Raw genomic sequence first — 24,374 nt, 5'->3', positions numbered from 1 at the left:
AATTCGGCATGCTGGAACGATATCAAGGGGAAGCAGGGCGGCGCCGTACCATTGAGGCGCTCTTGGATCAGCGCATCGTTGTCGGCAACAGGGAGTTGGCGGAACAACTTTATGATCGAGCGGAGCTGCTTCAGGTAAATCGAGGAGAAAAGCTAATAGAGCAGGGGGCCTATGATTCTGACGTTTACTTTATTCTTGCTGGCTCCCTCGGTATTGATGTCAACGGAAGGCAAATCGCAGCCCGAATGGCCGGCAATTCCGTCGGTGAAATGTCGGTCTTAGATCCAACGAATCCCAGGGCTGCAACCGTTTTTGGCTTAGAACACACCGTCGTTGCCAAGGTAAGCGAACCGCACATTTCGGAGCTCGCCAATCAATTTCCTGTCATTTATCGGCTCTTTGCTAAAGAATTGGCACGTCGACTGTTCCAGCGCAACTCTCTCATCAACGAGAAGCGAGACCGCATTCGCGTCTTCGTCATTTCTTCAGTTGAGTCGTTACCTATTGTCCGCGCAATGGAAAACCATTTCGCGCACGACGAGTTTCTTCCCGTCGTTTGGACGAATGGCGTGTTCAAAATTGCCAACTACACTCTGCAAAGCCTCGAAGATCAGTTGGATCGCTGTGATTTTGCAATCGCAGTCGCCCATGCTGACGACACGGCCGCATATCGGGGAAAAGATTGGCCCGTGCCACGTGACAACGTAATCTTTGAACTTGGACTCTTTATGGGACGTCTCGGGAAGGACCGCGCCATTTTGATGGAGCCCAGAGACCATGGCGTGAAGCTCCCCAGCGACCTTTCCGGGATTACCACCGTGCCATATCGCTACGAGCCTGGGGAAGATATGGCTGCGCTGATCGCGCCGGCATGCAACCAGATTCGTGATCACATTAAACGTCTTGGATCCAATGTGGGCTAGGAGCATCAATCTTGACTCTTCGCGCCCGACTTGAGGCTGAGGTACACGCCATCCTGCACAATGAGTGGGATATTAATGTGGGTGTCGTAGTGCCAGTCGCAGAGAGACTTCGGCTTAACACCAATCACGCAATCACCCTGGAAAATGCCACGGTCTTATATGCAGACCTGGATGGTTCAACCGCAATGGTGGATAAATACGTGTGGTGGTTCTCTGCCGAGGTCTACAAGATGTTTCTCCGCTGCGCTTCACAAATTATTCGAGAATGCGGCGGTACGATCACCGCTTACGACGGCGATCGTGTGATGGCGATCTTTTTCGGTGGCTCAAAGAATACGAGCGCAGTTACAGCCGCTCTCCAAATCAATGCTGCGGTCATCGACATTATCCAGCCTGCCATTCTTCGACTTTATCCAGGTGCAGATTTCCGGCTGAACCATGTTGTCGGCATAGATACAAGCCCAATTCGTGCCGCCCGCGTAGGTATCCACGGCGACAACGACATAGTTTGGGTTGGTAGGGCTGCAAACTATGCTGCGAAACTAACAAGTCAGCCGGGCCCTGCGACTTGGATTACCGCTGACGTGTACAACGGCATGTCAGACACAGTAAAAGTCAGCCAAAACGTGCATATGTGGGAAATACATCCCTGGCCCGCAATGGGCAATGCAACCATTTATAGATGCAACTGGAAGCAATCCTTCGTATAAAGAATGACCAAAAAAGAAGTTGAAAAGGGATTTAACCTAGGACTTAGCGCTGTCGGTGACGTACATTGCCGGCGATTGACAGCCGGGGATATGGGGGCCATCCAGAAAAAAGAGCGTGCAGGGGCGGATGCCCCTGCCATTGCAAAATGTATGCTGGAGCTGTTAGCGAAAAAATCGGTCGACGGGACATCGTTAGAGCCGCAGGAAATAGAAGCGGTGACCGAAGAAGAGCTAGATCTTTTCTGCCTTCGTTTGGTTGACACTAATTTAATGCCCGATCGACTGGATTCGCTTCCAGAAACTACTAGGCAAGCAGACGAAAGTGCACCAGATTTTCTTCTCCGCTCCTGGAAACAATATACAAAGATCCCCGATCATTTGGTTCCGGATTACTTTAAGTCCACCCATTTCTCCTCGCTTGTGTCATTTTTTGACCAAGGCACTATACGCAGCATGTCTGAAACCGCTCAAAGAGCGGCAAAACTTGGCAGTGCTATTGAAAAGATACGTTCCCCTTCGGGACGCGAGGCCGTCAAACCAATAGAGCTGCAGCCGCTAGTGTCGCCCGCCGTACGCACCAACCAGCACCTACAGGAAATCGTTGAGCACAATGCCTCAATGCGCGATCTCGCGGCTGAATGTGCTGCTCTGATTCAGAGCATGAATGCAACGGCCACCGGAATGCAAATGGATTTCATGGCGAACTCGATCAAGGCAGAACGGCAAGCGTTTTGGGCGACCTGGTTCGCTATCGGTGGTTTTGCTGTGTCGATTCTTGCGCTGGTCGTTTCGACGGCGTTCTCTTACGTCACATTGATGGATGCCCGGGATGGCGCCAAAGAAAATGAGAGGCTGGTGGAGGCATTGAAGGGTGAAATCCGCCGGCTCACTCCGGCATCAAAGTAGCAAATCTTAGAAGGCCAAAGGCAACACTGATTAGAAAGGGCAGGTACATGCAACGACGGGGAATCACCGAACAATACTGGACTTCCTTGACTCAAGATGAACAATTCTATTGGAAGTTTCTCTCCCGCGCGGTGACGATGGGAGCATCGTTCTTCATTGCGAAGACCGGGGTCGACGTTCTTGACAAGATCATTATGGTGTTCACTGCCATTCTGCCCATGCTGATAGTCGAGGGTCAACGAGCCCATACGCGCCTCAGTGTGCGCCTCTCTAAGAGGCTCCTTCGTGTAGGCCTAAGTATGGCCACTATCGGGGTTGTACTCGTCGGAGGCGTGTATTTTGCAATAGCTATAGTTAACGCATTCGCTCACACCTACCAGTCGGTCTCGCATGTAAATTACAGCAACAACTACACGGCCATCATTATGATTGGTATGGTTTTTGTTGCGACACCTATTGCGGCCTGGCGAGTCTTTCGTGGCACGCAGTACTGGGACTTGATCTATACAGTGCCGCGTCAGCAACTGGTTAAGCTCTTGGTTGGCCGCCGCTACAAGGCAGTGAATGGCTTTGAGTTCTGCAGATTCGAATTGAGTGTACTTTTCCTCTGCTTGATGTATGCCCATGTCCTAGCACTCTGCTTAACTCCATTCGTTGAAGTCGCCAAAGTCCTGATTGGGTCTTGATCGGAGTGGCGGCAGCTTCGCTACACGGTAAATCGCTAGTCTAGTTTCGTGACAATTTGAAAGGAAAAAAAATGTCTTCTATTGACGCGCCAATCCGACAATACGTAGAGAAAATCCAAGCTTTGGCAGTCAAAGCCCTGGATGGTGAAGACGTCGCCAATCGACTAGAGCAGACCGTTCGGGATGCCCTTCATCATTTTGGCGTCGTGGTGGGGGTCGACAAGAACGCATGTGCTCGCGAGTTCAGACGCCAACTGAACCAGATAGCACGTCTCACCCATGAGAGCCAGCCAGCCTATCGGCAAGCCATGCAAGAGGCGGCTTCGCATGTGCCTGAAAGTTCGCTGAACTGACCTTCGAAAAACTGGATATTAATTGGGGAGAAATAGAGGAGGGCGCCAGTGCTGGAACAGCATAGACCTTACTGCTTCCTATTTGGATATACACGCCCTTTCTCCTTAGAAATGCAGCGAGTAGCCAGTGTGCCCCCCTTACGACTGCAGGCTCTTGTGGGCATCGTTTTTGAAGCTGAGGTTCCCGCAAAGTCTCACCTATAGCAAGTTGTATGAGGAAATAGCCGATCTGACTTGGCACGTACATCACGAAAAATCAGGGGGCTTCAGGCCAATATTCGAACGTGGTGCGTCAAAGTCGATATCTCCAACACCTGGCATTGCCAGGGCGTCAGCGATGTTCTGGTGCTTGGATGTGAGACGTTGATATTCCGCAAGACTCAGTAGAACATGCGTTGGCTGGCCGCGGTCGGTGATAAAAACCGGCCCGTTAAGGCTGGCCTTTTTTGCCTTTGTCACATTTCGGTTGAATTCTCGATCGGAAAAAGTAGTGATCATCATGACCTCCGCCAAGTTTTAATAGGGCTACAGCAGTATTGTTACTGCCGGAATCAGGGTATTTTTACTTCTCCGCGCTGGCAAGATGCAAAACGGAAGCCAGAAATGGAGAAAGCCCGCCAGAGGCGGGCTTTCGCTTGCGTTTTGCCTGAAACTCGGCAGCCGACTAGAACCGTTTCCGGGGATGAGGACTACCAGGCGATTTAACTGAATCTTATCGCACCGCGGTAAGGTCTACAAGGATTTCCAAGGACTAGCACCCAATTTAATTTAGCTGCAGACCTCGGCACTTTTCCAGTTCCAGGGTATTCACGTTTCCGCGCAAATAGAACTAAAAGTTTGAATATCCTTCAACCAGCCTCCATTCGACAAAACTTGCTAGTCCTCATTTTTGCCATAAGCTACAGGGGTTTCAATCGAGTTGCTAAAGGATTCATTGGAAGTAAAAGTTTAAATGCTCTGTTTGTGAGCTGTTAATTCTCCAAAAGCAGCAGATAACAAACGCCTCATCACTCCTTAATCCCATTTGGCGGATGCTGGCGACGCTCATGTGAGGAACTAAAAGTTTGAATTCTCTGCAAAACATTGAATTTAAACTTTTAGTTCCAATTAATTCAAACTTTTACTTCGCGGGGCTTTAAGAAAAAGCCGCCTAAAAAGGCGGCAATTCCGGGCTATGGTGACATTCGGTGATGTTGCTTTGCTGCCATCGAACTTCGCATAATTTGTATTATGTAAAATGATATAGGCAATGCGCGCCATCCGAAGTATTCCAATAAGGCCCATTCACCTCAGCGAACCAGCAAACGCCACACGAACATTCCCAGCGCGACAGCAAGGCCACCATCCTCCCGCTGCAACTTTCAATGACTGCCCCTGTCATTCAGGCGATATCTCATGAAGCGATCTCCACAGCAGAGATGTCACTCTGAGGTGTCAAAGCTCTTCCGACCTGGGCTGCGTTCGTCGGGTTGCGGAACGACTCAAGGAAGCGCGGCAAATCACTGCTAGTGGATCACTCGACAGGAGAAAAGCATGGAAAATGACAGCTCCATGAAAATGGGATACGGCCGGTTTTGGGCAATGATCGCAAGTTCGACGGCGGTGATGTACGGGCTGATGTACTTGAACACCTACGTCCTCAGCCATATCGAATTCAGCCAGACGCGCATGTGGATGGCCTTGCTGATGGGCGCGAGCATGGCGTTCATTATGCTCGCCTTCATGGCGTCGATGTACAGGAGCCGGCGCGTCAATATTGCCATTTTCGTCGGCAGCATCGTCGTCTTTGCCGGCGCACTCTGGCTGGTTCGCAGCCAGGAAACGGTAGATGACATCAGCTATATGAAAGCCATGATCCCGCACCATTCGATCGCCATCATGACCAGCGAACGCGCGCATATCAAGGATCCACAAGTGCGCAAACTGGCGGACGGCATCATCGACGCACAGATCCGCGAAATCGCCCAGATGAAGGCCCTTATTGCCCGGCTGGAATCACAGCCGGCCCCGGACTCTGCGCCCGATCTCCCCTCGTACCGTGATCGGCAAGTTCCCCCTCCCCCACCCGAAACCGACGCCACTACCGGTATCGATACCTTGAAACCGTTGCGCTAGCGCGCCACGGGATCGCGCACTGATCTGAACATACAAGTGATCCCCTTGCAGTCGGTCCGAACGGTAGCAGTGAAGCCGGCGGATCACCGGCTGGCCAAGCGCAAGCAGAGATCGATAAGGATCTGGATAGCGAATGGCTGGTGCTTACCTGGCCCTATGAGGCTGCCACCGGCATTAGCCAGCCCTCCATCAAGATCCATCACCCTCGGGGGGCGATGATTCCAACTGCGCATTCTTCTCTTCAGCCGGATGGCGCAACTCGCGCAGGATCAGTTCGTGCGTTTCCAGTCTGGCGCGCACCGCGGCCAGTTCCAGTTCGCTCTGCTGCCACTGCTGGCGTGCCGTGGCCAGGGCCTGTTCGGCCTGGGCCAGTCGGGTGTCGGATTGCAAGAGGGCGTCACTTTTCTCGGTCAACCGGGCTTCCAGCAACTGCTGGGTCGCGGCCACCTGGCGCAAGGCTTCCATCTGCTGCTCGCGTCGATCCGCCAACGCCTGTTGCTCCACCAGCGCTTGCCGGGCATGCGACAGTTCGGCCACCAGCCGGACCCCCTCCTGGTTGATACGGCTGATCTCTCCCTGTCTGACGATGGCTTCCTGGCGCAATTGACGCAGTTCGGCCTGCAGAGCCTGGCATTGCTGTTCATGTTGCCGATGATCCTGCTCGCGCTGCTCCTTGGCGGCGCTGCGGTAGTGATCCAAGGCAGCGCGGGCGTGCTGGTGCTTGTCTTCGAGGGAGATGCGATGTAGCTCGTTTTCCTGCAGGCGTTCCTGCAAGCCGGTGGTGCGCACCTCCAGGGCGCGCAGGGCAACGGCTTGTTGCTGGCATTCCTCCCGGCTGCTTTCGTGGGCGGCACGAGCCGCGATCAGGGCTTTTCCAGCCATCTCCAGCCGGCTCGACAAATCCGCATTGGCCGCATTGGCCGCGGCCAGAGCCTGCTCCATCCGCGCCGAGACCGCCCTCACCTCGTCCCTGGCGGCGTTCACGCGCTCATCGGCCTCGGCCTGCAAGTGAGACGCGAGGCGCTCCACCATCTCCTGCAGGGCCGCACTGATGCTGCGGGGCTGTTGCGCGCTTCCCTCCTCTTCTTCCAGTTCCTTCAGATACTTGTGGATGGTGCTCTTGGAACCGGTGTTGCCCAGTTCCACCCGCACCGCGTCCACCGAAGGGTGCCGCCCCAGGGCGACCAGGGTGTCGCGGGCCTTCTTGACGTCGGATTTATACAGCCCGGTACGCGCCATAATCTCGATTCCGTTATTTGATAATGCATTACATAATACGTAATTACATAATAAATATAAACGGGTTTCCCCATTTTTGGGATGTGAATTCACATTGGATATTGGATCATTATCCAGTGTGATCGGCTAGAATGCCCCTTTCAGCGCCTCGCGGCCGTACACCTCCCTTCCAGCGCGCCAGCCCATGATTGCCATCGACGACTACCTGCACGCCGCAACCCGCGAAAACACGCGCCGCAGCTATCGCGCCGCGGTGAAGCACTTCGAGGAGGAATGGGGCGGCTTCCTGCCGGCCACCGCCGACAATCTGGTGCGCTACCTGGCCCGCTATGCCGGCGTGTTGGCCCATAACACACTCAAGCAGAGAGTGTCTGCACTGGGGCAGTGGCATGTGGAACAGGGCTTTCCGGATCCGACCCGGGCACCGGTGGTGCGCAAGATGATGCGCGGTATCCAGGAACTGCACCCGGCCCAGGAGAAACGCGCCCGTCCCCTGCAACTGGATGTGCTGGAACAGACCGTGGCCTGGCTGGAACGCGAACATGAGCTGGCGCGCCAGCAGGGGCGCTTTGCCGACCTGCTGCGTTACAGCCGGGACAAGGCGCTGCTGTTGGTCGGGTTCTGGCGCGGATTCCGCAGCGACGAGCTGGCGCGGCTGGAGATCGAGCGCGTCGAGGCGGTGGCCGGCCAGGGCATGCGCATCCATCTGCCGCGCACCAAGACCGATCGCAGCCTGCAGGGCCGCACCTATCTCACGCCGGCGTTGTCCAGGCTATGTCCGGTAGCGGCTTATCTGGACTGGCTGGCTGCCAGCGGCTTGCGCAGCGGGCCGGTCCTGCGCGGCATCGACCGCTGGGGCCGCATCAGCGAGGAGGCCATCCATGCCGCCAGCATCATCCCCCTGCTGCGTCGCCTGCTGCATTCGGCCGGGGTCGCCGAGGTCCACCTGTACAGCGCACATTCACTGCGGCGCGGGTTCGCCAGCTGGGCCAGCGCGAACGGCTGGGAAATGCGGACCCTGATGGAATACGTAGGCTGGAAGAATCTCAATTCGGCGTCCCGTTATGTGGACTCCCCCGACCCCTATCACCGCGCGATGCTGGAGCGCCTGCTGCCGCCGGCCCCCGCCAGCGGCCGCTAGAGCCGGGCAACAGACTATGCCAGCCCGGCCGCCTTGAGGCGCCGGTACAAGGTCCGTTCGCTCATCCCCAGGCTGGCGGCCAGTTCCTTGCGGCTGCCTTGGAAGTGCCTGGCGATCTGCGTGAGGTCCGTCGCGGCGGTCTTCGCTCTGGCGGGCGCTGCGGATGGCAGGGAGATCGCGGGCTGCAATGCCAGATGTTCGGGCCGGATGACGCCATCGTCGGCGAACAGGCGTGCACGTTCCAGCACGTTGCGCAATTCCCGGATGTTGCCGGGCCAGTCGTGGCGTATCAGTTGCGCCATGGCCTCGGGCGAGGTCCGGAGGCGCTTGCCCGGCAGCGCGCCGCCCCGCTGCAGCAGCGATTCCACCAGCAGCGGAATGTCGTCGCGGCGCTCGCGCAGTGCCGGCAGATGGATGGGAAATGCGCTGATGCGGTAATACAGGTCCTGGCGGAATCCGCCTTCCAGCACCATCTGCGACAGGGGCTTGTGAGTCGCGGCCACCAGGCGGAATTCGGCCTGCTGGGTGTCGACCGCACCCACCCGTCGATAGGTGCCGGATTCGATCAGCCGCAACAGCTTGACTTGCATCCCTAGCGGCACATCGCCGATCTCGTCGAGAAACAGCGTCCCACCCTGGGCGGTTTCGACCAGTCCGGCCTTGCGGGCGTGGGCACCGGTAAAGGCGCCTTTTTCATAGCCGAACAATTCGCTTTCGAACAGGCTATCGGTCAGGCCGGAACAATCCACCACCACGAAAGGTCCGCGCGCCCGGGGGCTGGCTTCGTGCACCGCCCGTGCGAACAACTCCTTGCCGCTGCCGGATTCGCCCAGCAACAACACCGGCAATTCCGAGGCAGCGACCCGCTGCAGCTCTCCCAATGCCCGGTTGAAGGCACCCGACTGGCCCACCAGGCCCTGGCGGCTGGCCTGCACCGAGGCATGTCGCACGGTCTGCAGGCGTTCCACGAAACCGACCACTTGCTGGCTGGCGTCGATGATGGGCCGCAGCTCCACGTCCACATGCTCCGGCCCGCGCGGGGTGTGATGGACATGCAGCACCCGGTCCGGCCCCTTGCTGGCCAGGGCACTTTGCAGCGGGCAATGCTCGCCAGCCTGGTCGCAAGGCACCTGGTAGTGATGCGACATGGCATAGCATTTGTGGCCGAGGTAGGGCTTGCCGGCCACGGCGAACTGCCGCTGGTAGGCGCCGTTGGCGGCCAGGATTTCATACTCGGTGTTCATCACGATCATGGGCGTGGGCTCGTGATCCAGATAGGAAATCAAGGCCTGCACCTGGAAAGCCTGCAGGACGTCGGGAAGAGGTGGCATGCGCACGCTCGCGGAAAGGGGGAAAGTGAAGACTCAGGGTTCAGTCGGACTGCCAATTGGCATTATGCCACTGCCAATTGGCAGTGTCAGTGGCAGCGGAGAATCTGCCCCGGCCGGCGGCGTCAGCGTTCCCCTTGCCGCCAGATCAAGGACTTGCAGCATCCGGGGAGGCTGGCACATATCTTGATATGGATCAAACATCGACCAGGAAGGAATCCGTATGGACAATCTGCACATCGAAGGACATTTCGATCCCGCCACCAGTACCGTCAGCTATATCGTGCTGGACCGCGCGAGCGGTCAATGCGCCCTGCTCGACAGCGTACTGGATTACGACCCGAAATCCGGCCGCACCGATACCGCCAGCGCCGATCTGCTGATCCGGCGGGTGGCCGAGCTGGGGGCGACGGTCCAGTGGATACTGGAAACCCACGCCCATGCCGACCACCTGTCGGCCGCGCCCTACCTCAAGCGCAAGCTGGGCGGGCGCATCGCCATCGGCGAGCATATCCGCCAGGTGCAGGACGTGTTCGGCAAGCTGTTCAACGCAGGCAGCGAGTTTGCCCATGACGGCAGCCAGTTCGACCATCTCTTCACCGACGGTGAACGGTTCCGTATCGGGCAGCTGCAGGCGCGCGTGATGCACACGCCTGGGCATACCCCGGCCTGCATCACCTATGTGGTGGAAGAAGGCGAACAGACCGCTGCCTTCGTGGGCGATACCCTGTTCATGCCCGATTACGGCACGGCGCGCTGCGATTTCCCGGGCGGCAATGCGCGCGTCCTGTTCCACTCCATCAAGCAGGTGCTGAGCCTGCCGCCGTCGACCCGGATCTATCTTTGCCACGACTACCAGCCCAATGGCCGCGCCCTGCAGTTCGAGACCACCGTGGCCGAGGAGCGCGCACGCAATATCCACGTACGCGATGGCATCAGCGAGGATGAATTCGTCGCCATGCGTAGCGCCCGCGATGCCACCCTGGCCATGCCGGTGCTGCTGCTGCCGTCCGTGCAGGTGAACATGCGCGCCGGCCAGCTGCCGCCGCCCGAGGCCAATGGGCTGCGTTACCTGAAGATCCCGCTGGACGCGGTCTGATCCCCTCTCCGGCCGGTATCACCGGGTAACGCCGGCCGGGGTCCTGTCACCCGAGGAGACCTTCCATGCACATCAAGCAATTGACGGCCGATCTGGCCGTCTCGGGCCAGCTCGCGCCTACCGATATGACAGAGATCGTTGGCGCCGGCTTCAAGGCCATCATCTGCAACCGTCCAGACGGGGAGGCCGGCGACCAGCCGAGCTTTCACGAAGTCGCGCAACAGGCCACGGCCGCTGGCCTGGAAATGCGCTACCTGCCGGTCACGCCGGGGCAGCTCGCAGAGGAGCAGGCGGCCGCCTTCGACCGCCTGCTCGAGGAACTGCCCGGGCCGGTGCTGGCCTATTGCCGCAGCGGCATGCGCAGCGTCAGCCTGTGGGGGCTGTCGCAGGCCGGCCGCCTGTCCCCTGACGACATCCTGGCCCGCGCCACCGCCGCCGGCTACGACCTGAGTGCCCTGCTGCGGCGTATCGCCCAGGCCGGGGCCGCGCCCTTCGCGGTGGCCGATTCCAGTCATGAAGTGGTCATCGTCGGCGGCGGCGCGGCCGGTATCTCGGTGGCGGCCAGCCTGCTGGCGCGCCAGCCCGGGTTGGACATCGCCATCATCGATCCAGCCGACGTGCATTACTACCAGCCGGGCTGGACCCTGGTGGGCGGCGGCGTCTTCCAGGCGACGCAGACGGCACGGGTGATGGGCGCGCTGATCCCGCGCGGCGTGCACTGGATCAAATCAGCGGTCGCGGGCTTCGCACCCGAGCGCAATGCCGTGCTGCTGGAAGGCTGCCGGGTGGTGAAGTACGGCCAGTTGGTGGTCTGCCCGGGTCTGAAACTGGACTGGGAAGCTATCGAAGGCCTGACCGATACCCTGGGCCGCAATGGCGTGACCTCCAATTACCGTTACGATCTGGCTCCCTATACCTGGGAACTGGTGCAGCGTTTCAAGGGCGGCACTGCCCTGTTCACGCAGCCGCCCATGCCGATCAAGTGCGCCGGCGCGCCGCAAAAGGCCATGTACCTGTCCTGCGATGCCTGGCGCCGAGCTGGAGTGCTGGCGCAGTCGCGGGTGCAATTCCATTCGGCCGGCGCGGTATTGTTCGGCGTGGCCGACTATGTGCCAGCGCTCATGGAGTATGTCCGCGCCTATGGCATCGGCCTGCATTTCGCAGAGACGCTCACCGCCGTCGATGGCGCGCGCCGGATCGCCACCTTCAGCGTGAGCGCGCCCGGCGGCACGTCACAGCGGCGCCAGGTCCCTTTTGACATGCTTCATGTGGTGCCGCCCCAGAGCGCGCCGGACTTCATTCGCAGCAGTCCGCTGGCCGATGCGGCCGGCTGGATCGAGGTCGACCAGGCCACTCTGCAGCACCGGCGTTTTGCCAACATCTTCGGCCTCGGCGATGCGGCCAATACGCCCAATGCCAAGACCGCGGCGGCGGCGCGCAAGCAGGCGCCGGTAGTCGCGCACAACGTGCTGTTCAATCTGGGGCGGCAGGCTGGCCAGGCGCGCTACGATGGTTACGGCTCCTGCCCGCTGACGGTGGAGCGCGGCAAGATCGTGCTGGCCGAGTTCAACTATGGCGGCCGGCTGGCACCCAGTTTTCCGGCCTGGCTGCTGGACGGCCGGCGGCCGTCGCGACTGGCCTGGCTGCTCAAGGAGTGCCTCCTGCCGCCGCTGTACTGGAAAGGCATGCTCAAGGGCCATGAATGGCTGGCGCAGCCGGAAATGGTGGGGTAACGCGGTGACCTGCCTGCAATCGACGCGCGAGGTGGCACCATGGGCCTGAGCCTGCTGCTGGGTGCCCTGGTCGGCTGCATCATGGGGTTGACCGGCGCCGGCGGCGGGATACTGGCCATCCCGCTGCTGGTATTCGGTCTGCACCTGAGTGTGCCGCAGGCCGGCCCCATCGGCTTGCTGGCGGTCGGGATCGCATCGGCCATGGGGGCGCTGATCGGCCTGCGCGCCGGTATCGTGCGCTACCGCGCCGCCCTGCTGGTGGCCGTCATCGGTATCGGCGTGACGCCGGCCGGCACCTGGCTGGCCCATCAGCTGGACACGCGCTACCTGACCCTGCTCTTTGCGGCCGTCATGCTATGGGTCGCGCTCAAGGGCTGGCGCGATGCGCGCCGTAGCAAGAGCACGGTGGCCAGCGTCGCGGTGGATTGTCCCTGCCTGCGCGACCAGAGCGGGCGCTTCGTCTGGACACCGCGCTGCGCCAGCCGCCTGGCGGCCATGGGCGGCGTGGCCGGACTGCTCTCGGGCCTGCTGGGGGTGGGCGGCGGCTTCGTCATCGTGCCGGCGCTGCAGCGCTTTTCCGACCTGGCCATGCAGTCGGTGGTATCGACTTCGCTGGCGGTGATCGCCTTGATCTCGCTGGCCGGCGTCGGCACCAGCATGCTCAACGGCCACTTCGACCTGGCCATCGGCCTGCCGTTTTCGGGCGGCGCGCTGCTGGGCATGCTGCTGGGCGGCCGGCTGGCGGTGCGCTGGCATCCGGCGCACCTGAAGCTGGCGTTCTCGCTGGTGTGCCTGGGCGTGGCGCTGGGCTTGATCGTCAAGGCCCTGCATTGAGAGTACGCCAGCGCCTCATTTGCAATCGGGGTTGCCGTGCGTGCGCAGGCACTGATTGCGCGCGCAGGCCGCGATGACCTGGTTGCGCCCATATTCGTTGATGTCGGCCGTGACGTAGACCGGATAGGACTGGTATTCGGTACGGGTGATGTCCTGGCAGACAGTATCGGTGCGGTTGCCGTTGGTGACCGAACTGCACCGGGTCTGCCCGGTCGGCACCTGGATGGGGCGCGTACGCATTTCCATGCGGGTCTGGTTGATCACCGGATACTGGGCGTAGGCAGCGGGCGCGCACTGGCTTTCGGTGGCGCGGTAGGCTTCGGTGGCGCAACCCGAGAGCGCCAGGACCAGGCACAGCAGCGTCAGGCGCCGGGGCGCGGTCCCCGTCCGCGCGCGGGATACGGGTTCAGACGCGCGGCGCGCGTCGCGGGCGGGCTGGATGGGGTTCATTGATTCTCCGGCGATCAGGTAAGCAAAACGGCGATCATGCTACCTCATCCGGCCCTCGGTCCAGCGCTTTCACAAGAGCAGCGCCTGCCAGCCCTCCGGCTTCCATTGCGCCAGTCCGTTGCCGGCGAAGCGCCACAGGTGCAGCCAGCCATGCGCCAGCAACTGGCGCACGATGGCATGGCGCGCAATGATGTCGTCGATGGCAGCCTGCGGCGCGTCGATGACCACCGTCAGCCGCAAGGGTTCGTGTACCCAGCGCTGGCCGTCGTGCAGCGACTGCCTCGACAGGCCGATACGCAGATCGCCTCCATTGCCCTCGAACACACCGATGGTTCCGCCCACCACGTTGTGCAGCAGCTTGTTGCCGCTGCCCATGCGCGCCGGGTCGCTGGTGGAGGCGTGGTATTGCCAGTTGATCCAGTGCGTCACCAGCATCGGCGCGGTCATCAACAGTTCCAGCACACTGCCGTCGGCGTCCTGGCCGGCGTCATAGTCATGTAGGAAACAGCGTCCCCCCAGGTCCAGTCCCCGGCTGCGCGCGCGCGGCGCGATCAGGAAGGCGGCGTTGCCGGTAAGGCCCCATTCCGGGCGGGTCTCGGCACCATCGTTGGCGCGCTGGCGCAGGGCCTTCAACAGCGCCTCCGGCGCCTGCGGCGTCTGCAGGCCGAGCCGGGCGGCACGTTCGCTGCGCACCCGGTGCCCGGCCTCGGCCAGCACCGGCTGCAGCGCATGCCAGCGCTGCTGGCTGGCCGGCGGCAGCAGGTCGAGGTCGAAGGCTTCCACTTCATCGGTGGTGGTATTGTGCAGCACCGCCAGGAAGCGGCTGTCATCGGGAATCGCGATCCCCCGCGCCTGCAAGCCCTGTCTTACCTCACGCTCGTTGAGCAGTTGCGCCAGCGTCCGGGCATTGACCTCGCCGGTCTGGCCGCAGCAGGCGCCGCAATCCAGCGCCGCTGCATGGGCGTTGTTGGCGGACTGACTGCCGTGGCCGACCAGCAGCACCAGCGCGGCGATCTGCCGGTCCAGCCCCATCGCATGCAATACGCGGGCGGCCAGGGCGACCTTGTCGGCCAGCGGGATGGTTTCCAGCTGCGGACGGCACAGCGCCCGGTAACGCGTCGGCAAGCCTGCCAGATCATCGCGCGCACGCTCCGCCCGGCCGGGCCGCAGCCATTTCCACAAGCCCCCCAGCGCCGTCACCCCGGCCACCTCGACGAAGGAGAAGGCCGAACCAGGCCAGCGGGTATTGCCTTGCCACTGTTCGCGGGCGGCCAGTGTCCGCCGCCGGGCACGGGCCACGGCCGCCGTCAGTACCCCGCTGGCAGCCGCTGCGCCGGCTGGCTGGATGCCATCCCTCACCTGGTAGGCCGGCGCCAGCAGGCCCGGCAGCTGCGGCCGGCTGGCTTCACTGGCCAGTGGCGTGTAGGCCACCGGCAAGCCGAAGAAACCGGCGAAACCCAGGGTCTGGATGCCGGGATGCACGCTCTCCAGAGCCCGCCGCAGCGGTTCGCTGCGCACGTCGATGCAGAAGGCGGCCTGCACCTCGATGGCCGGCACCGGTGCCGCCGCCGTTTGCCGCAGCTGCGCCGCCAGCCGGCGCTGGTAGCCGGCTTCCAGCGCGACCTGCCACAGTTCGTCCACCAGCAGGTCGTGCTGCGCCTGTTGCAGACGTTCCGGTGCGCGCGCCCAGGCATGCTGCACGGTGTGGAAGGCATGGCTGGCCGCCGCATCGTCCTTGCATTCCAGCAGCAAGGCGCCCCAGGCCATGCGGATGGCCAGCAGTTCGCGCAGGTGTGCATCGCTGCCCTGCTCCAGGCGCGCCTGCCAACCCAGGTAGGCACACCAGGAAGCCCAGCCGTTGACAGTCAGCAGCACGGCTTCCAGATAGTCGGCCCAGACCTCGGCCGGCAGTCCCAGATGTTGCATGACCCAGCGTTCGGCCTCGCGGGCACAGCCCGGCAGCGCGCGGATGCCACGTGCCAGGTGTGGCAGGCCCATCAGCAGGCCGATGCCGTGATCGTGTTCCAGCGTCTCGCGCCAGAAGGCATACAGTCCCATGCCGCGCTGTGGCTGCCAATCGGCCTGGTGGCGGTCGAAATAGGCGGCGCAGGTCTGGCTGACCTGGTGGGTGATGGCCTGCCGCCAGGACAGGCGCCGGTGGCGCTGGGGGTCGTTGTCCAGTACGTCGATCAGCAGCGGCAGGCGCGGTGACTGGGTGGAAGAGCCCAGCACCGAGAGGCAGTGCGCCACATCGATGCCACGTGCGGCGGCTTCAGCGGACTGCGCCAGGGCATAGTCCAGGTCGGCAGGAGTGACGCGGCCCTGCTCCCAGGCCTGGCGCAGTTGCTCCCGCGGCGGCAGCACCTGGATGCCGCCCAGCAGCAACATGCGCGCGGCGACCTGGCGCAGCGGCAGGCCGACGCGGGTCCAGTGGGGGTTAACGGCGATGGCGCGGTCCAGCGGCCAGGCCGGGGCGATGGCACCGCAGGCATCCTGACAGGCCTGCTCCAGCTGCCGGGTCTGGTCCTCGGTCCAGGCCGCCCGGGCGGAGCCGGCCAGGGCGGCCTGACTGTGGTGGGTAAAGGCATTCATGGGCAATCTCCAAACCATCCGGTTCAACGCTGAGCATCGCTCAGCAAGGTGGGGGCGGCCTGCGTCGTGGCCTCACGGCGCGCCCTGGGAGCCCAGTCGGCAGGCCACAAGCTCAGCGCCAGCCGGGTATAGGCTTCATCCAGATAGAAGCCGGCGTAGCTGCGGCGACGCCAGGCGGCCATGGCCTGCGGATGCAATTGCAGCAGTCCCATGCACACATACAGCACCAGCATGGTCGCCAGGGCCAGGGCGCCGAAGCCGCTCCTGGGCGCATCGATGATCTGCAAGGGCAAATGATGCGCAGCCAGGGCGGCCAGGGTCAGGCCGGCGGACGCCGCCAGCCCCAGCGTCAGCGTCCTCAGCGGCCAATGGCCGGGGCCGGCCCGCAACCACAGCAAGGGCGCCCAGGCCAGCGCCAGCACACCGCTCCACCACCACGGCCAGGCACCAGGAGCGGCGGCCTGATGCAAGGCCAGCACCAGGCCGCCGCTCAACAGCGGGGCTGCGACCACGCTGGCCACCGAGGGCGACGGCGCCACGTACAAGGCCTGCAGACGCGCCTCGCGCACCACCGAAGAGGCCGACAGGAAGGCATGCGCCTTGTACAGCGAATGGCCGATCAGGTGCAGCGCGGCGAACAGGTATAACCCGGCCGCGCATTCGAGCAGCATGAAGCCCATCTGCGCCACGGTGGACCAGGCCAGTTTGACCTTGATGCTGATGCGGGTGAGCATCACCAGCCCGGCCAGCAGGACGGTGGCGGCGCTGACCACCAGCAGCACGCTGCGCGCGACGAACGCCTGTTCCAGTAGCGGTGCAAAGCGCACCAGCACGAAGCCGCCCAGGTTGACCACGCCCGCGTGCAGCAGGGCCGATACCGGGGTGGGCGCTTCCATCACCTGGATCAGCCAGCCATGTACCGGCAGCAAGGCGGTGCGCAGGATCACCGCCAGCGTCAGGCACAGGGCGCTGCCCTGCAGGGCCGGCGACATCCCGTGCTGCGCTAGGTGCGCCCACAGCGCCGGGAAGCTGCCACTGCCCACGGCTGACCAGGCCAGCCAGGCCGCGGCCAGCAGCAGCAGGTCCGCCAGGCGGTCGGCGATGCGCTTCTTGTAGGCCGCCAGCCGGGCGAAGGGGCGCTCGGGATAGAAGCACAGCAATTTTTCCAGTGCCAGGCCGACCAGCGCCCAGGCGGCAATCAGTACCAACCAGTGATCGGCCAGCAGCAGCAGATGCACCGCCGTCAACACCCCGGCCAGCGCCGCCACGTACTGGCGCTGCCCGGCTTCGCCCTGCAGGTAGCGCGCCGAAAAACTACCGATGACCGTACCCAGCGCCTGCACCAGGACCGCCAGCACCAGGCCGAGGGTGGACACCCCCAGTACGCCCGGCCAGGGGCCGGCCTGGCTTCCCAGGGCCAGGTTGACGAGGGCCGCCAGCAGCGCCAGCGCCGACATCGCCTGGAAGCCGCGCCACAGCCCCGCCTGAGACGCCCCGGAGCAGACCGGCAGCATGGCCGCCAACAGCATCAGCGCCGGGCACAGCCAGGCGGTATGGGAAAGAAAGTGAAGAGTGGTCATGACGGCAGCCCCATGCATTGCGAATTGTGCGATGCACACATGATGCTTGCCATGGATCGTTCTGTAAATTACATTTATATGAACGAATCAATCTATAATTAAGAACAATGCGGTTAGAACAGCTCAATTTCCACCATCTTCGCTATTTCTGGCGGGTCGCCAAGCTCGGCCATTTGACCCGGGCCGCCGAAGAACTTCATACCTCACAATCGGCGGTATCGGCGCAGATCCGACAGCTGGAAAAACAGCTGGAAGAAGACCTCTTCCTCCGCGAGGGTCGGCGTCTGAGCCTGACCGATACCGGGCAGTTGGTATTTACCTATGCCGACAACATCTTCGGGCTCAGCCAGGAAATGCTGGGCCGGCTGGAAGGCCGCTCGGCCGGCGTCACCCGGCTGCGGGTGGGCAGCGTGGCCACCTTGTCGCGTAATTACCAGGAAAACTGGATCAGGCCCATGCTCTCCGATGCCAGGGTGGCGCTGACCCTGGAGTCGGGCTTGCTGGAAGGCCTGCTGGAGAGGCTGGTGCAGCATCAGCTGGACGTGGTGCTGGCCAATGAAACGGTACCGTCAGACCCGGACCGTCCGCTGCACTGCCGCTTCCTGGGCAGTCAGGCCGTCTCGGTGGTGGGGCCTGCACATCGCTGGGACAGTCGCAGCCTGCGCATCCCGCAAGACCTGGAAGGGGTGGACATGGCCCTGCCCGGCCCGCGGCACGCCTTGCGGATGCAGTTCGACGCCCTGTGCATCTCCAACGACGTGCGCCCGCGCATGCGCGCCGAAGTCGACGACATGGCCATGCTGCGCCTGATCGCCCGGGACAGTGGCTGGTTGACCGTGCTGCCGGAGGTGGTGGTGCAGGATGAATTGCGCGCCGGCACCTTGGTGGTCGCCGGCCAGACCAGCGAACTGGTGGAGAGTTTCTATGCCATCACCACGCCGCACCACCATCACGATGAATTGCTGGACCGGCTACTCAGCGCCGGGCCACGCGCCGCTTGAACGGCTTGCCCTGACTATATGCAATCTAATACCATTATTGCCATTCAGGTAATAGCGTACACTTCGTCAGGTCAGGATGAGCTTCGGTAAAGCCGCCTGCTTCACAATAAGAAACGCGGCGGACAAGATGAGGAAGGCACTTTTCAGGTATCGCAACGAGCTGGTGAGGATCGAGCTCAAGTGCCCGGGCACCCCGGCACGGGATGACCAGGATGCAATGGGGGGAACCGGCGCAAGTGGCTGGACCTGGGATCTCTACATCAACGGTGAGCTGCAATTCTGCGGCCAGGACGCTCCTTTTGCCTTTGCCGAGGAAGCCATGGCCGCCGCCAAGCAGGCCAGCCGGCACTTGATCGACCTGTTGCACGCAGCTTCCTGACCCCGTTTCCTGGCCTGGCCCCTCCACTCGCCGCGTCGCCGCCGTAACGCGTTTTCCGTCCTTTTTTCGACCAGTGCTGCTGAAGTCTTGCGTCATCGGATTCGATTCTATATTATATGTTTTAATATAATATTTAATTAAATAGTGAATTGGTATGACGGAAACTCCAGCATTGCTGGCCGAGCAGATGCGCCGCGCCGCCGGTGAAGCGGTGAGCGCCCTCAAGGCCCTGGCCAACGAAGATCGCCTGCTGCTGATGTGCCAGCTCTCGCAACGGGAAATGTGTGTCAGCGAGCTGGAAGAGGCGCTCGACATTCGTCAGCCCACCCTCTCGCAACAACTGGGCGTGCTGCGCAGCGAGGGCGTGGTGACCACCCGACGCGACGGCAAGCGGGTCTATTACCGGGTGGCCGATGCGCGCTTGCTGCAGATGCTGGAATTGATGTATCGACTATATTGCCCCAAGGAATGAACATGCATATCGACTGGCACAGCTTCACCCCGGGCGTTTCGCTGGCCGGGGGCATGATGATAGGCCTGGCCGCGGCCATCCTGGTGCTCTTCAATGGCCGCATCGCGGGCATCAGCGGTATCGTGGCCGGTCTGCTGGCACCGCGCCCGGGCGACAGCGGCTGGCGACTGCTGTTCCTGCTGGGGCTGATACTCGCTCCCGTGCTGGTCGGGCTGTTTGGCGCCCTGCCTGCGGTACGCATCGATGCGGGCTATCCGCAACTGATCCTGGCGGGGCTGCTGGTCGGACTGGGCACACGCTATGGCGCCGGCTGTACCAGCGGACACGGAGTGTGCGGCCTGTCGCGCTTTTCGCCGCGTTCGGCGGTCGCCACGGCCTGCTTCATGATGGCCGGGTTCGCCAGCGTCTACCTGCTGCGCCATGTGGCCGGAATCTGAGGAAAAGGAAATGAAGATGTCGATCAAACTCGCTGCATTGCTGGCCGGCCTGCTGTTCGGCCTCGGCCTGATCGTCTCAGGCATGGCTGATCCGGCCAAGGTGCTGGCTTTCCTCGACCTGGCCGGGCGCTGGGACCCTTCGCTGGCCTTCGTGATGGGTGGGGCCATCGTCGTCGGCGTACCGGCCTTTGCCTGGGCCCGGCGCAGGAAGCAGTCGCTGTTGGGCCAGCCGATGCAACTCCCTGCTGGCGGACGGGTCGACCGTCGGCTGGTGCTGGGCAGCCTGTTGTTCGGAATGGGATGGGGGATGGCGGGCATCTGCCCGGGGCCGGCCTTGGTGCTGCTGGGCGAGGGCGTCGACAAGGCCCTGGTGTTCGTGCTGGCGATGCTGGCCGGAATGGCCCTGTTCCGCTGGCGGGAACGCCTGACCCAGCGGCCAGGCTAGGACCACGCAGGGCCGGCGCGCTTAACTGTGGCCACCGGCCTGGAACACACCCAGCAGGGACATGCCCCCGATGAGCGCCACCACGATGATGGCTGCAACGATGGCGATTGCGGTCTTGGGCTTGCGGTCAGACATGGTGGTCTCCTTGGTGTCGGGCAGGGTCGTCTGAGAGAGCCGGAGAGATAGAGCCGGAGAGATGCGGCCGAGAAAAGGATGATCGCTCCTACGACCTGCCCATGAGGTCAAGAATAGCAGCCAGCCTGCATCGACGACATCAGCCACTGTCGCGTCCACTGCTTCCAGGCGGCTGACAAGGGCGTCGGATTGCGGGAAGCCGCGCCCGGCAGGGCCTCAACAAATGCGAATTGCCCTCATTTTCGCTAATTGTCGTGGCCTTATCACGGCCTCGACTCTAGAATCGGCGCCATTCCGATTTCTCGCTCCCCTGCCCTGCCATGCCCAAATTCCATCTCGAACATCATAAGGTTGACGCCATCTCCTGGCTGCGCGCCGCAGTCCTGGGCGCCAACGATGGCATCGTTTCCACCGCCAGCCTGCTGGTCGGGGTGGTGGCTGCCAATGCCAGTCACGACAATGTCCTGCTGACCGGCGTGGCCGGCCTGGTGGCCGGCGCCATGTCGATGGCGACCGGCGAATATGTCTCCGTGCATTCCCAGGCCGATAGCGAAAAGGCAGCACTGAGTCAGGAAAAGGAAGAGCTGGCCACCGATCCCGAAGGCGAGCATCGTGAACTGATGGCGATCTACATGCGACGCGGCCTGAGCCAGGAAACCGCGCATCAGGTCGCCACCCAGCTGATGGCCCACGATGCCCTGGATGCACATGCCCGCGATGAACTGGGCATTTCGGAAACCACTACTGCCCGGCCCGTGCAGGCGGCCCTGGTCTCGGCCCTGAGCTTCGCGGTGGGCGCGGCATTGCCGCTGGCAGTGGTATGGCTGACGCCGACGGCGAGGCTGCTGGAAGCGATCGTGATCGCTGCCTTGCTTTCGCTGGCGGTACTGGGGGCAGTGGCCGCCCGCACCGGCGGCGCCAACCTGTGGCAGGGCGCACTGCGGGTCAGCCTGTGGAGTTCCCTGGCCATGGCCAGCACGGCGGCCATCGGGTCCTTCTTCGGCGCGGCGGTCTAGCGTCCGCCCGGCGCCGGCTTGCCAGCGCCCTCACAGCCAGCCCAGCCAGGCAGCCCACACCAGCTGTCCCAGGTAGCGTGAAGGCAAAAGCGTGAAGGCGCCCGCCACCACACAGGCGCCGAGATAGAGCCTTTGCATGGTGCGGCGGTGCCGGACAACGTCACCGCGCCTGACCGCCGCCAATGCGCGATACAGCAGCAGGCCGCTCATCGGCACCAGCAGATGCAGCGGCGTATAGCCGGCGATATTGGGCAGGTCATGCGAGCGGATGAACAGCGCCGACAGCATGGTGATGCACATGCAGGTGATCCAGGCATAGCCCAGCGCGCGGTGCCAGCGCGGACGTACGATGCGGCCGAGCCGGGTCCAGAGGGCGAAGGGGCCGATCAGGACGGCACTCAGGGCGGCGCCCAGGTGCAGGATGACAAACGGTGTCGGGGACATGGCATCTTCCAGCAAAGCGAGGCCCCGATTCTCATCCCAGCCTTCCGCCGTCGCCAGCGTTTTGCGACCAATGGCGCCCTGCTCTGCGCGAAATGCAGCCCGGCGTGACCGCAGGTAGGTCCGGGCTCAGTTGCCGCGGTGGGCCTCGCGACGCTTGCGCTCCTCGTCTTCGCCCACCAGTTCCTTGACCCGCCGCGCCAGCACATCGGCCGCAAACGGCTTGGTCAGCACCTGCATGCCGCGCTCCAGATGACCGTGGTTGAGCACCGCATTCTCTGCATAGCCGGTCACGAACAGCACCGGCAGATCCGGTCGCGGGGCGCGAATGGCGTCGGCCAGCTGGCGGCCGTTCATGCCGTTGGGCAGGCCCACATCGGTGATGAGCAGGTCCAGTTCGGGATAGGCATGGAGCAGCTTGAGCGCCATCGGTCCATCCTCGGCTTCCAGTACGCTGTAGCCGAGGTCGGCCAGCACTTCCACCGTTACCATGCGCACCAGCGGTTCGTCGTCCACCACCAGGATGGTCTTGCTGCCCGGCGCCGGGGTGGCGCCCGCCTCCTCCGGGACCGGCAGGTCCTCTTCCCCGCCCTCGCCCAGATGGCGCGGCAGGTAGATGCAGATGGTGGCCCCCTGGCCCAGCTCGGAATAGATGCGCACCGCGCCGCCGGACTGGCCGGCAAAGCCGTACACCATGGACAGTCCCAGGCCGGTACCCTGCCCGGTGGGTTTGGTGGTGAAGAAGGGATCGAAGGCGCGCGCCACGATGTCGGGCGACATGCCGGTACCGGTATCGCTCACGCACAGCGAGACATACTGGCCCGGTGCCACGCCGCGCTGCAGGGCGGCCATGTCGTCCAGCCAGCGATTGGCGGTCTCGATGGTCAGCCGCCCGCCATGCGGCATGGCATCGCGGGCATTGATGCAGAGATTGAGCAAGGCATTTTCCAGCTGGCCGATATCCACGAAGGTGTTCCACAGTCCGCCGGCGGCAATGGTTTCCACCGTGATCGCCGGGCCCACGCTGCGGCCGATCAGTTCATGCATGTCGGCCACGATGCGGTTCAGGTCGGCGGCTCGCGGGTCCAGCGTCTGGCGTCGCGAGAAGGCCAGCAGTCGCTGCGTCAGCGCCGCCGCCCGCTTGACGGCCGACTGGGCGCCGTTGAGATGGCGCTCGATGTCACTGATGCGACCCTGGGCCATGCGGACCTTCATCAGCTCCAGGCTGCCGCTGATACCGGCCAGGATATTGTTGAAATCGTGAGCCAGACCGCCGGTCAGTTGCCCGACCGCTTCCATCTTCTGCGCCTGGCGCAACGCTTCCTCGGCTTCCAGCAGTGCGGTGGTGCGCTCCTGCACACGCTGCTCCAGGGTCTCGTTGAGGGAACGCAGCGCGGCCAGCGCGCGATCGCGCTCGGCCTCGACGGCGCGCCGGCCTTCGATATCGATGAGCACACCGGGGAAGGTGCTGGGTACGCCGTCCGGCGTGAGTTCCACGCGCCCGTTGGCTTCCAGCCAGTAATAGCGGCCATCGCACCGGCGCGTACGGTACTGGTGGGCATAGGTGCCGCCCCGGGCCATGGTTTCGCGGATGCGCGCCGCGAGCAGTTCGCGGTCGTCGGGATGCACCGCCTCCATGACATCGGCGATGCTCAGGCGCGAGAGATCGCGGTCCGGCGCCAGGCCGAAGGCCACCGCAAAGCCTTCATCGACATTCAGGCGGTCGGAGGGAATGTCCCAGATCCAGGTGCCGATGATGGCGCCGGCTTCCAGGGCCAGCTGTACGCGCTGCACATTCTCGCGCAGGGCGGTCTCGGTCCGGCGGCGCGCTGTCACGTCACGGAACAGCACCGACACCTGCCGCATCTCCACCGGACCGACCCGGGTAGCCGATACCTCGATATGGCGCCCGACCGCCTGGAATTCCTGCTCGAAGCGCAGTGGCTGGCCGGTCAGCAAGACCTGGCCGTACACGTCCAGCCACACCTGGGCATTGTCTGGCTCGATTTCGCGCAGACGCTTGCCGACGATGCCTTCGATGCCGGTATGCCGGTGATAGCCCGAATTGGCCTCGATGTGAACGTAGTCGCTCAGGGGGCCATGTGGCCCATCGATGAATTCGATGATGCAGAAACCATCGTCGATCGCCTCCAGCAGGGCATGACGATAGGCGCTGCTCAGGGGATTGTTCCCCTCCATGGGCGGTTGCTGATCCAAGTTGATGCCTTTCCTGGTCGTACGTTCGTACGTGTCTGATTGAAGTGCATTGGTCCCGGCCGCCAGCGGCCACGATCGAGCTTGTCGGCAAGCTTAGCGGAAAGCCCGGCCGCGCGGTCGATCTCCAGGACAAAACCCGCGC

At 62.7% G+C, this 24,374-nt stretch carries 24 protein-coding genes; 16 read left to right on the top strand and 8 right to left on the bottom strand.

What is annotated here, in order from left to right; translation table 11 throughout:
• Nucleotides 1-8 precede the first annotated feature (8 nt).
• The 5 genes from VE092_RS02455 to VE092_RS02435 all read left to right on the top strand — a co-directional run bounded on the left by VE092_RS02455 (nucleotide 9) and on the right by VE092_RS02435 (nucleotide 3,578).
• Nucleotides 9-923 carry a TIR domain-containing protein gene (locus tag VE092_RS02455; protein WP_324873477.1) on the top strand — a complete coding sequence of 305 codons (915 nt, stop codon included), beginning with the start codon at nucleotides 9-11 and terminating at the stop codon, nucleotides 921-923.
• An 11-nt stretch (nucleotides 924-934) separates the two neighbouring features.
• Nucleotides 935-1,633: an adenylate/guanylate cyclase domain-containing protein gene (locus VE092_RS02450; protein WP_324873475.1), complete on the top strand. Its 699-nt coding sequence runs from the start codon at nucleotides 935-937 to the stop codon at nucleotides 1,631-1,633.
• 3 nt (nucleotides 1,634-1,636) lie between these two features.
• Nucleotides 1,637-2,539: a hypothetical protein gene (locus VE092_RS02445; RefSeq protein WP_324873473.1), complete on the top strand. Its 903-nt coding sequence runs from the start codon at nucleotides 1,637-1,639 to the stop codon at nucleotides 2,537-2,539.
• An 86-nt stretch (nucleotides 2,540-2,625) separates the two neighbouring features.
• Entirely contained in the window at nucleotides 2,626-3,225 is a 600-nt protein-coding gene (locus VE092_RS02440; RefSeq protein ID WP_324873470.1) for a hypothetical protein, read from the top strand.
• Nucleotides 3,226-3,296: 71 nt separating this feature from the next.
• Nucleotides 3,297-3,578 (top strand): hypothetical protein, encoded by a 282-nt coding sequence (locus VE092_RS02435; RefSeq protein ID WP_324873468.1) that lies wholly within the window; start codon nucleotides 3,297-3,299, stop codon nucleotides 3,576-3,578.
• Between the two features lie 246 nt (nucleotides 3,579-3,824).
• On the opposite strand, the gene VE092_RS02430 is transcribed toward VE092_RS02435, so the two are convergent.
• Nucleotides 3,825-4,079, bottom strand: coding sequence for a type II toxin-antitoxin system Phd/YefM family antitoxin (locus VE092_RS02430; RefSeq protein WP_324873465.1), 255 nt, complete (start codon nucleotides 4,077-4,079; stop codon nucleotides 3,825-3,827).
• Between the two features lie 1,032 nt (nucleotides 4,080-5,111).
• Here VE092_RS02430 and VE092_RS02425 point away from each other — a divergent pair.
• Nucleotides 5,112-5,693 (top strand): DUF305 domain-containing protein, encoded by a 582-nt coding sequence (locus tag VE092_RS02425; protein ID WP_324873462.1) that lies wholly within the window; start codon nucleotides 5,112-5,114, stop codon nucleotides 5,691-5,693.
• A 189-nt stretch (nucleotides 5,694-5,882) separates the two neighbouring features.
• Here the strand turns inward: VE092_RS02425 and VE092_RS02420 are convergent, their stop codons facing one another.
• The gene (locus VE092_RS02420) at nucleotides 5,883-6,932 is read right to left on the bottom strand and encodes a DNA-binding protein (RefSeq protein WP_324873460.1); all 1,050 of its coding nucleotides are present in this window, start codon (nucleotides 6,930-6,932) and stop codon (nucleotides 5,883-5,885) included.
• 184 nt (nucleotides 6,933-7,116) lie between these two features.
• Between VE092_RS02420 and VE092_RS02415 the strand changes: the two genes are divergently transcribed.
• Nucleotides 7,117-8,073 (top strand): site-specific integrase, encoded by a 957-nt coding sequence (locus VE092_RS02415; protein ID WP_324873458.1) that lies wholly within the window; start codon nucleotides 7,117-7,119, stop codon nucleotides 8,071-8,073.
• A gap of 14 nt (nucleotides 8,074-8,087) precedes the next feature.
• Here the strand turns inward: VE092_RS02415 and VE092_RS02410 are convergent, their stop codons facing one another.
• Nucleotides 8,088-9,404 carry a sigma-54-dependent Fis family transcriptional regulator gene (locus VE092_RS02410; protein WP_324873456.1) on the bottom strand — a complete coding sequence of 439 codons (1,317 nt, stop codon included), beginning with the start codon at nucleotides 9,402-9,404 and terminating at the stop codon, nucleotides 8,088-8,090.
• Between the two features lie 220 nt (nucleotides 9,405-9,624).
• On the opposite strand from VE092_RS02410, the gene VE092_RS02405 reads away from it, so the two are divergent.
• The 3 genes from VE092_RS02405 (at nucleotide 9,625) to VE092_RS02395 (ending at nucleotide 13,067) form a co-directional block, all read left to right on the top strand.
• The gene (locus VE092_RS02405; RefSeq protein ID WP_324873453.1) at nucleotides 9,625-10,500 is read left to right on the top strand and encodes an MBL fold metallo-hydrolase; all 876 of its coding nucleotides are present in this window, start codon (nucleotides 9,625-9,627) and stop codon (nucleotides 10,498-10,500) included.
• Between the two features lie 65 nt (nucleotides 10,501-10,565).
• Complete coding sequence (locus VE092_RS02400) at nucleotides 10,566-12,233, top strand: TIGR01244 family sulfur transferase (RefSeq protein WP_324873451.1); 1,668 nt, start codon at nucleotides 10,566-10,568, stop codon at nucleotides 12,231-12,233.
• A 39-nt stretch (nucleotides 12,234-12,272) separates the two neighbouring features.
• On the top strand, nucleotides 12,273-13,067 hold the full coding sequence (locus VE092_RS02395) for a sulfite exporter TauE/SafE family protein (RefSeq protein WP_324873449.1): 795 nt from the start codon (nucleotides 12,273-12,275) through the stop codon (nucleotides 13,065-13,067).
• Nucleotides 13,068-13,082: 15 nt separating this feature from the next.
• Here the strand turns inward: VE092_RS02395 and VE092_RS02390 are convergent, their stop codons facing one another.
• The 3 genes from VE092_RS02390 to VE092_RS02380 all read right to left on the bottom strand — a co-directional run bounded on the left by VE092_RS02390 (nucleotide 13,083) and on the right by VE092_RS02380 (nucleotide 17,689).
• Nucleotides 13,083-13,517, bottom strand: a complete 435-nt coding sequence (locus VE092_RS02390; RefSeq protein WP_324873447.1) for a hypothetical protein — start codon at nucleotides 13,515-13,517, stop codon at nucleotides 13,083-13,085.
• A gap of 69 nt (nucleotides 13,518-13,586) precedes the next feature.
• Nucleotides 13,587-16,109, bottom strand: a complete 2,523-nt coding sequence (locus VE092_RS02385) for a DUF2309 domain-containing protein (RefSeq protein ID WP_324873445.1) — start codon at nucleotides 16,107-16,109, stop codon at nucleotides 13,587-13,589.
• A 23-nt stretch (nucleotides 16,110-16,132) separates the two neighbouring features.
• Nucleotides 16,133-17,689: an NADH-quinone oxidoreductase subunit L gene (locus VE092_RS02380; protein WP_324873443.1), complete on the bottom strand. Its 1,557-nt coding sequence runs from the start codon at nucleotides 17,687-17,689 to the stop codon at nucleotides 16,133-16,135.
• Nucleotides 17,690-17,796: 107 nt separating this feature from the next.
• On the opposite strand from VE092_RS02380, the gene VE092_RS02375 reads away from it, so the two are divergent.
• The 6 genes from VE092_RS02375 (at nucleotide 17,797) to VE092_RS02350 (ending at nucleotide 21,574) form a co-directional block, all read left to right on the top strand.
• The gene (locus VE092_RS02375) at nucleotides 17,797-18,690 is read left to right on the top strand and encodes a LysR family transcriptional regulator (protein ID WP_324873441.1); all 894 of its coding nucleotides are present in this window, start codon (nucleotides 17,797-17,799) and stop codon (nucleotides 18,688-18,690) included.
• 127 nt (nucleotides 18,691-18,817) lie between these two features.
• Nucleotides 18,818-19,069, top strand: a complete 252-nt coding sequence (locus VE092_RS02370; RefSeq protein WP_324873439.1) for a hypothetical protein — start codon at nucleotides 18,818-18,820, stop codon at nucleotides 19,067-19,069.
• Nucleotides 19,070-19,223: 154 nt separating this feature from the next.
• The gene (locus VE092_RS02365) at nucleotides 19,224-19,541 is read left to right on the top strand and encodes a metalloregulator ArsR/SmtB family transcription factor (RefSeq protein WP_324873437.1); all 318 of its coding nucleotides are present in this window, start codon (nucleotides 19,224-19,226) and stop codon (nucleotides 19,539-19,541) included.
• A gap of 2 nt (nucleotides 19,542-19,543) precedes the next feature.
• Entirely contained in the window at nucleotides 19,544-19,978 is a 435-nt protein-coding gene (locus VE092_RS02360) for a YeeE/YedE family protein (protein WP_324873435.1), read from the top strand.
• Nucleotides 19,979-19,994: 16 nt separating this feature from the next.
• Nucleotides 19,995-20,423: a YeeE/YedE family protein gene (locus tag VE092_RS02355; protein ID WP_324873433.1), complete on the top strand. Its 429-nt coding sequence runs from the start codon at nucleotides 19,995-19,997 to the stop codon at nucleotides 20,421-20,423.
• A 455-nt stretch (nucleotides 20,424-20,878) separates the two neighbouring features.
• Entirely contained in the window at nucleotides 20,879-21,574 is a 696-nt protein-coding gene (locus tag VE092_RS02350; RefSeq protein WP_324873431.1) for a VIT family protein, read from the top strand.
• Between the two features lie 30 nt (nucleotides 21,575-21,604).
• Here the strand turns inward: VE092_RS02350 and VE092_RS02345 are convergent, their stop codons facing one another.
• Entirely contained in the window at nucleotides 21,605-22,018 is a 414-nt protein-coding gene (locus tag VE092_RS02345; RefSeq protein WP_324873429.1) for a DUF2306 domain-containing protein, read from the bottom strand.
• A gap of 126 nt (nucleotides 22,019-22,144) precedes the next feature.
• A complete protein-coding gene (locus VE092_RS02340; protein ID WP_324873427.1) occupies nucleotides 22,145-24,214 on the bottom strand; it encodes a response regulator in 2,070 nt (689 codons plus the stop codon).
• Between the last annotated feature and the right edge of the window lie 160 nt (nucleotides 24,215-24,374).

Source organism: Herbaspirillum sp. (assembly GCF_035644555.1).
GTDB lineage: Bacteria > Pseudomonadota > Gammaproteobacteria > Burkholderiales > Burkholderiaceae_D > Herbaspirillum.
The sequence above is the reverse complement of the archived record's forward strand: the minus strand, read 5'-3'. Positions and strand labels throughout refer to the sequence as shown.

Bases quoted from the DNA above. Each gene is read 5' to 3' on its own strand.
- VE092_RS02365 (WP_324873437.1), top strand. From the start codon at position 19,224: ATGACGGAAACTCCAGCATTGCTGGCCGAGCAGATGCGCCGCGCCGCC.
- VE092_RS02345 (WP_324873429.1), bottom strand. From the start codon at position 22,018: ATGTCCCCGACACCGTTTGTCATCCTGCACCTGGGCGCCGCCCTGAGT.
- VE092_RS02360 (WP_324873435.1), top strand. From the start codon at position 19,544: ATGCATATCGACTGGCACAGCTTCACCCCGGGCGTTTCGCTGGCCGGG.
- VE092_RS02415 (WP_324873458.1), top strand. From the start codon at position 7,117: ATGATTGCCATCGACGACTACCTGCACGCCGCAACCCGCGAAAACACG.
- VE092_RS02380 (WP_324873443.1), bottom strand. From the start codon at position 17,689: ATGACCACTCTTCACTTTCTTTCCCATACCGCCTGGCTGTGCCCGGCG.
- VE092_RS02445 (WP_324873473.1), top strand. From the start codon at position 1,637: ATGACCAAAAAAGAAGTTGAAAAGGGATTTAACCTAGGACTTAGCGCT.
- VE092_RS02355 (WP_324873433.1), top strand. From the start codon at position 19,995: ATGTCGATCAAACTCGCTGCATTGCTGGCCGGCCTGCTGTTCGGCCTC.
- VE092_RS02395 (WP_324873449.1), top strand. From the start codon at position 12,273: ATGGGCCTGAGCCTGCTGCTGGGTGCCCTGGTCGGCTGCATCATGGGG.
- VE092_RS02400 (WP_324873451.1), top strand. From the start codon at position 10,566: ATGCACATCAAGCAATTGACGGCCGATCTGGCCGTCTCGGGCCAGCTC.
- VE092_RS02375 (WP_324873441.1), top strand. From the start codon at position 17,797: ATGCGGTTAGAACAGCTCAATTTCCACCATCTTCGCTATTTCTGGCGG.
- VE092_RS02420 (WP_324873460.1), bottom strand. From the start codon at position 6,932: ATGGCGCGTACCGGGCTGTATAAATCCGACGTCAAGAAGGCCCGCGAC.
- VE092_RS02340 (WP_324873427.1), bottom strand. From the start codon at position 24,214: ATGGAGGGGAACAATCCCCTGAGCAGCGCCTATCGTCATGCCCTGCTG.
- VE092_RS02350 (WP_324873431.1), top strand. From the start codon at position 20,879: ATGCCCAAATTCCATCTCGAACATCATAAGGTTGACGCCATCTCCTGG.
- VE092_RS02425 (WP_324873462.1), top strand. From the start codon at position 5,112: ATGGAAAATGACAGCTCCATGAAAATGGGATACGGCCGGTTTTGGGCA.
- VE092_RS02435 (WP_324873468.1), top strand. From the start codon at position 3,297: ATGTCTTCTATTGACGCGCCAATCCGACAATACGTAGAGAAAATCCAA.
- VE092_RS02390 (WP_324873447.1), bottom strand. From the start codon at position 13,517: ATGAACCCCATCCAGCCCGCCCGCGACGCGCGCCGCGCGTCTGAACCC.
- VE092_RS02410 (WP_324873456.1), bottom strand. From the start codon at position 9,404: ATGCCACCTCTTCCCGACGTCCTGCAGGCTTTCCAGGTGCAGGCCTTG.
- VE092_RS02455 (WP_324873477.1), top strand. From the start codon at position 9: ATGCTGGAACGATATCAAGGGGAAGCAGGGCGGCGCCGTACCATTGAG.
- VE092_RS02430 (WP_324873465.1), bottom strand. From the start codon at position 4,079: ATGATGATCACTACTTTTTCCGATCGAGAATTCAACCGAAATGTGACA.
- VE092_RS02405 (WP_324873453.1), top strand. From the start codon at position 9,625: ATGGACAATCTGCACATCGAAGGACATTTCGATCCCGCCACCAGTACC.
- VE092_RS02370 (WP_324873439.1), top strand. From the start codon at position 18,818: ATGAGGAAGGCACTTTTCAGGTATCGCAACGAGCTGGTGAGGATCGAG.
- VE092_RS02385 (WP_324873445.1), bottom strand. From the start codon at position 16,109: ATGAATGCCTTTACCCACCACAGTCAGGCCGCCCTGGCCGGCTCCGCC.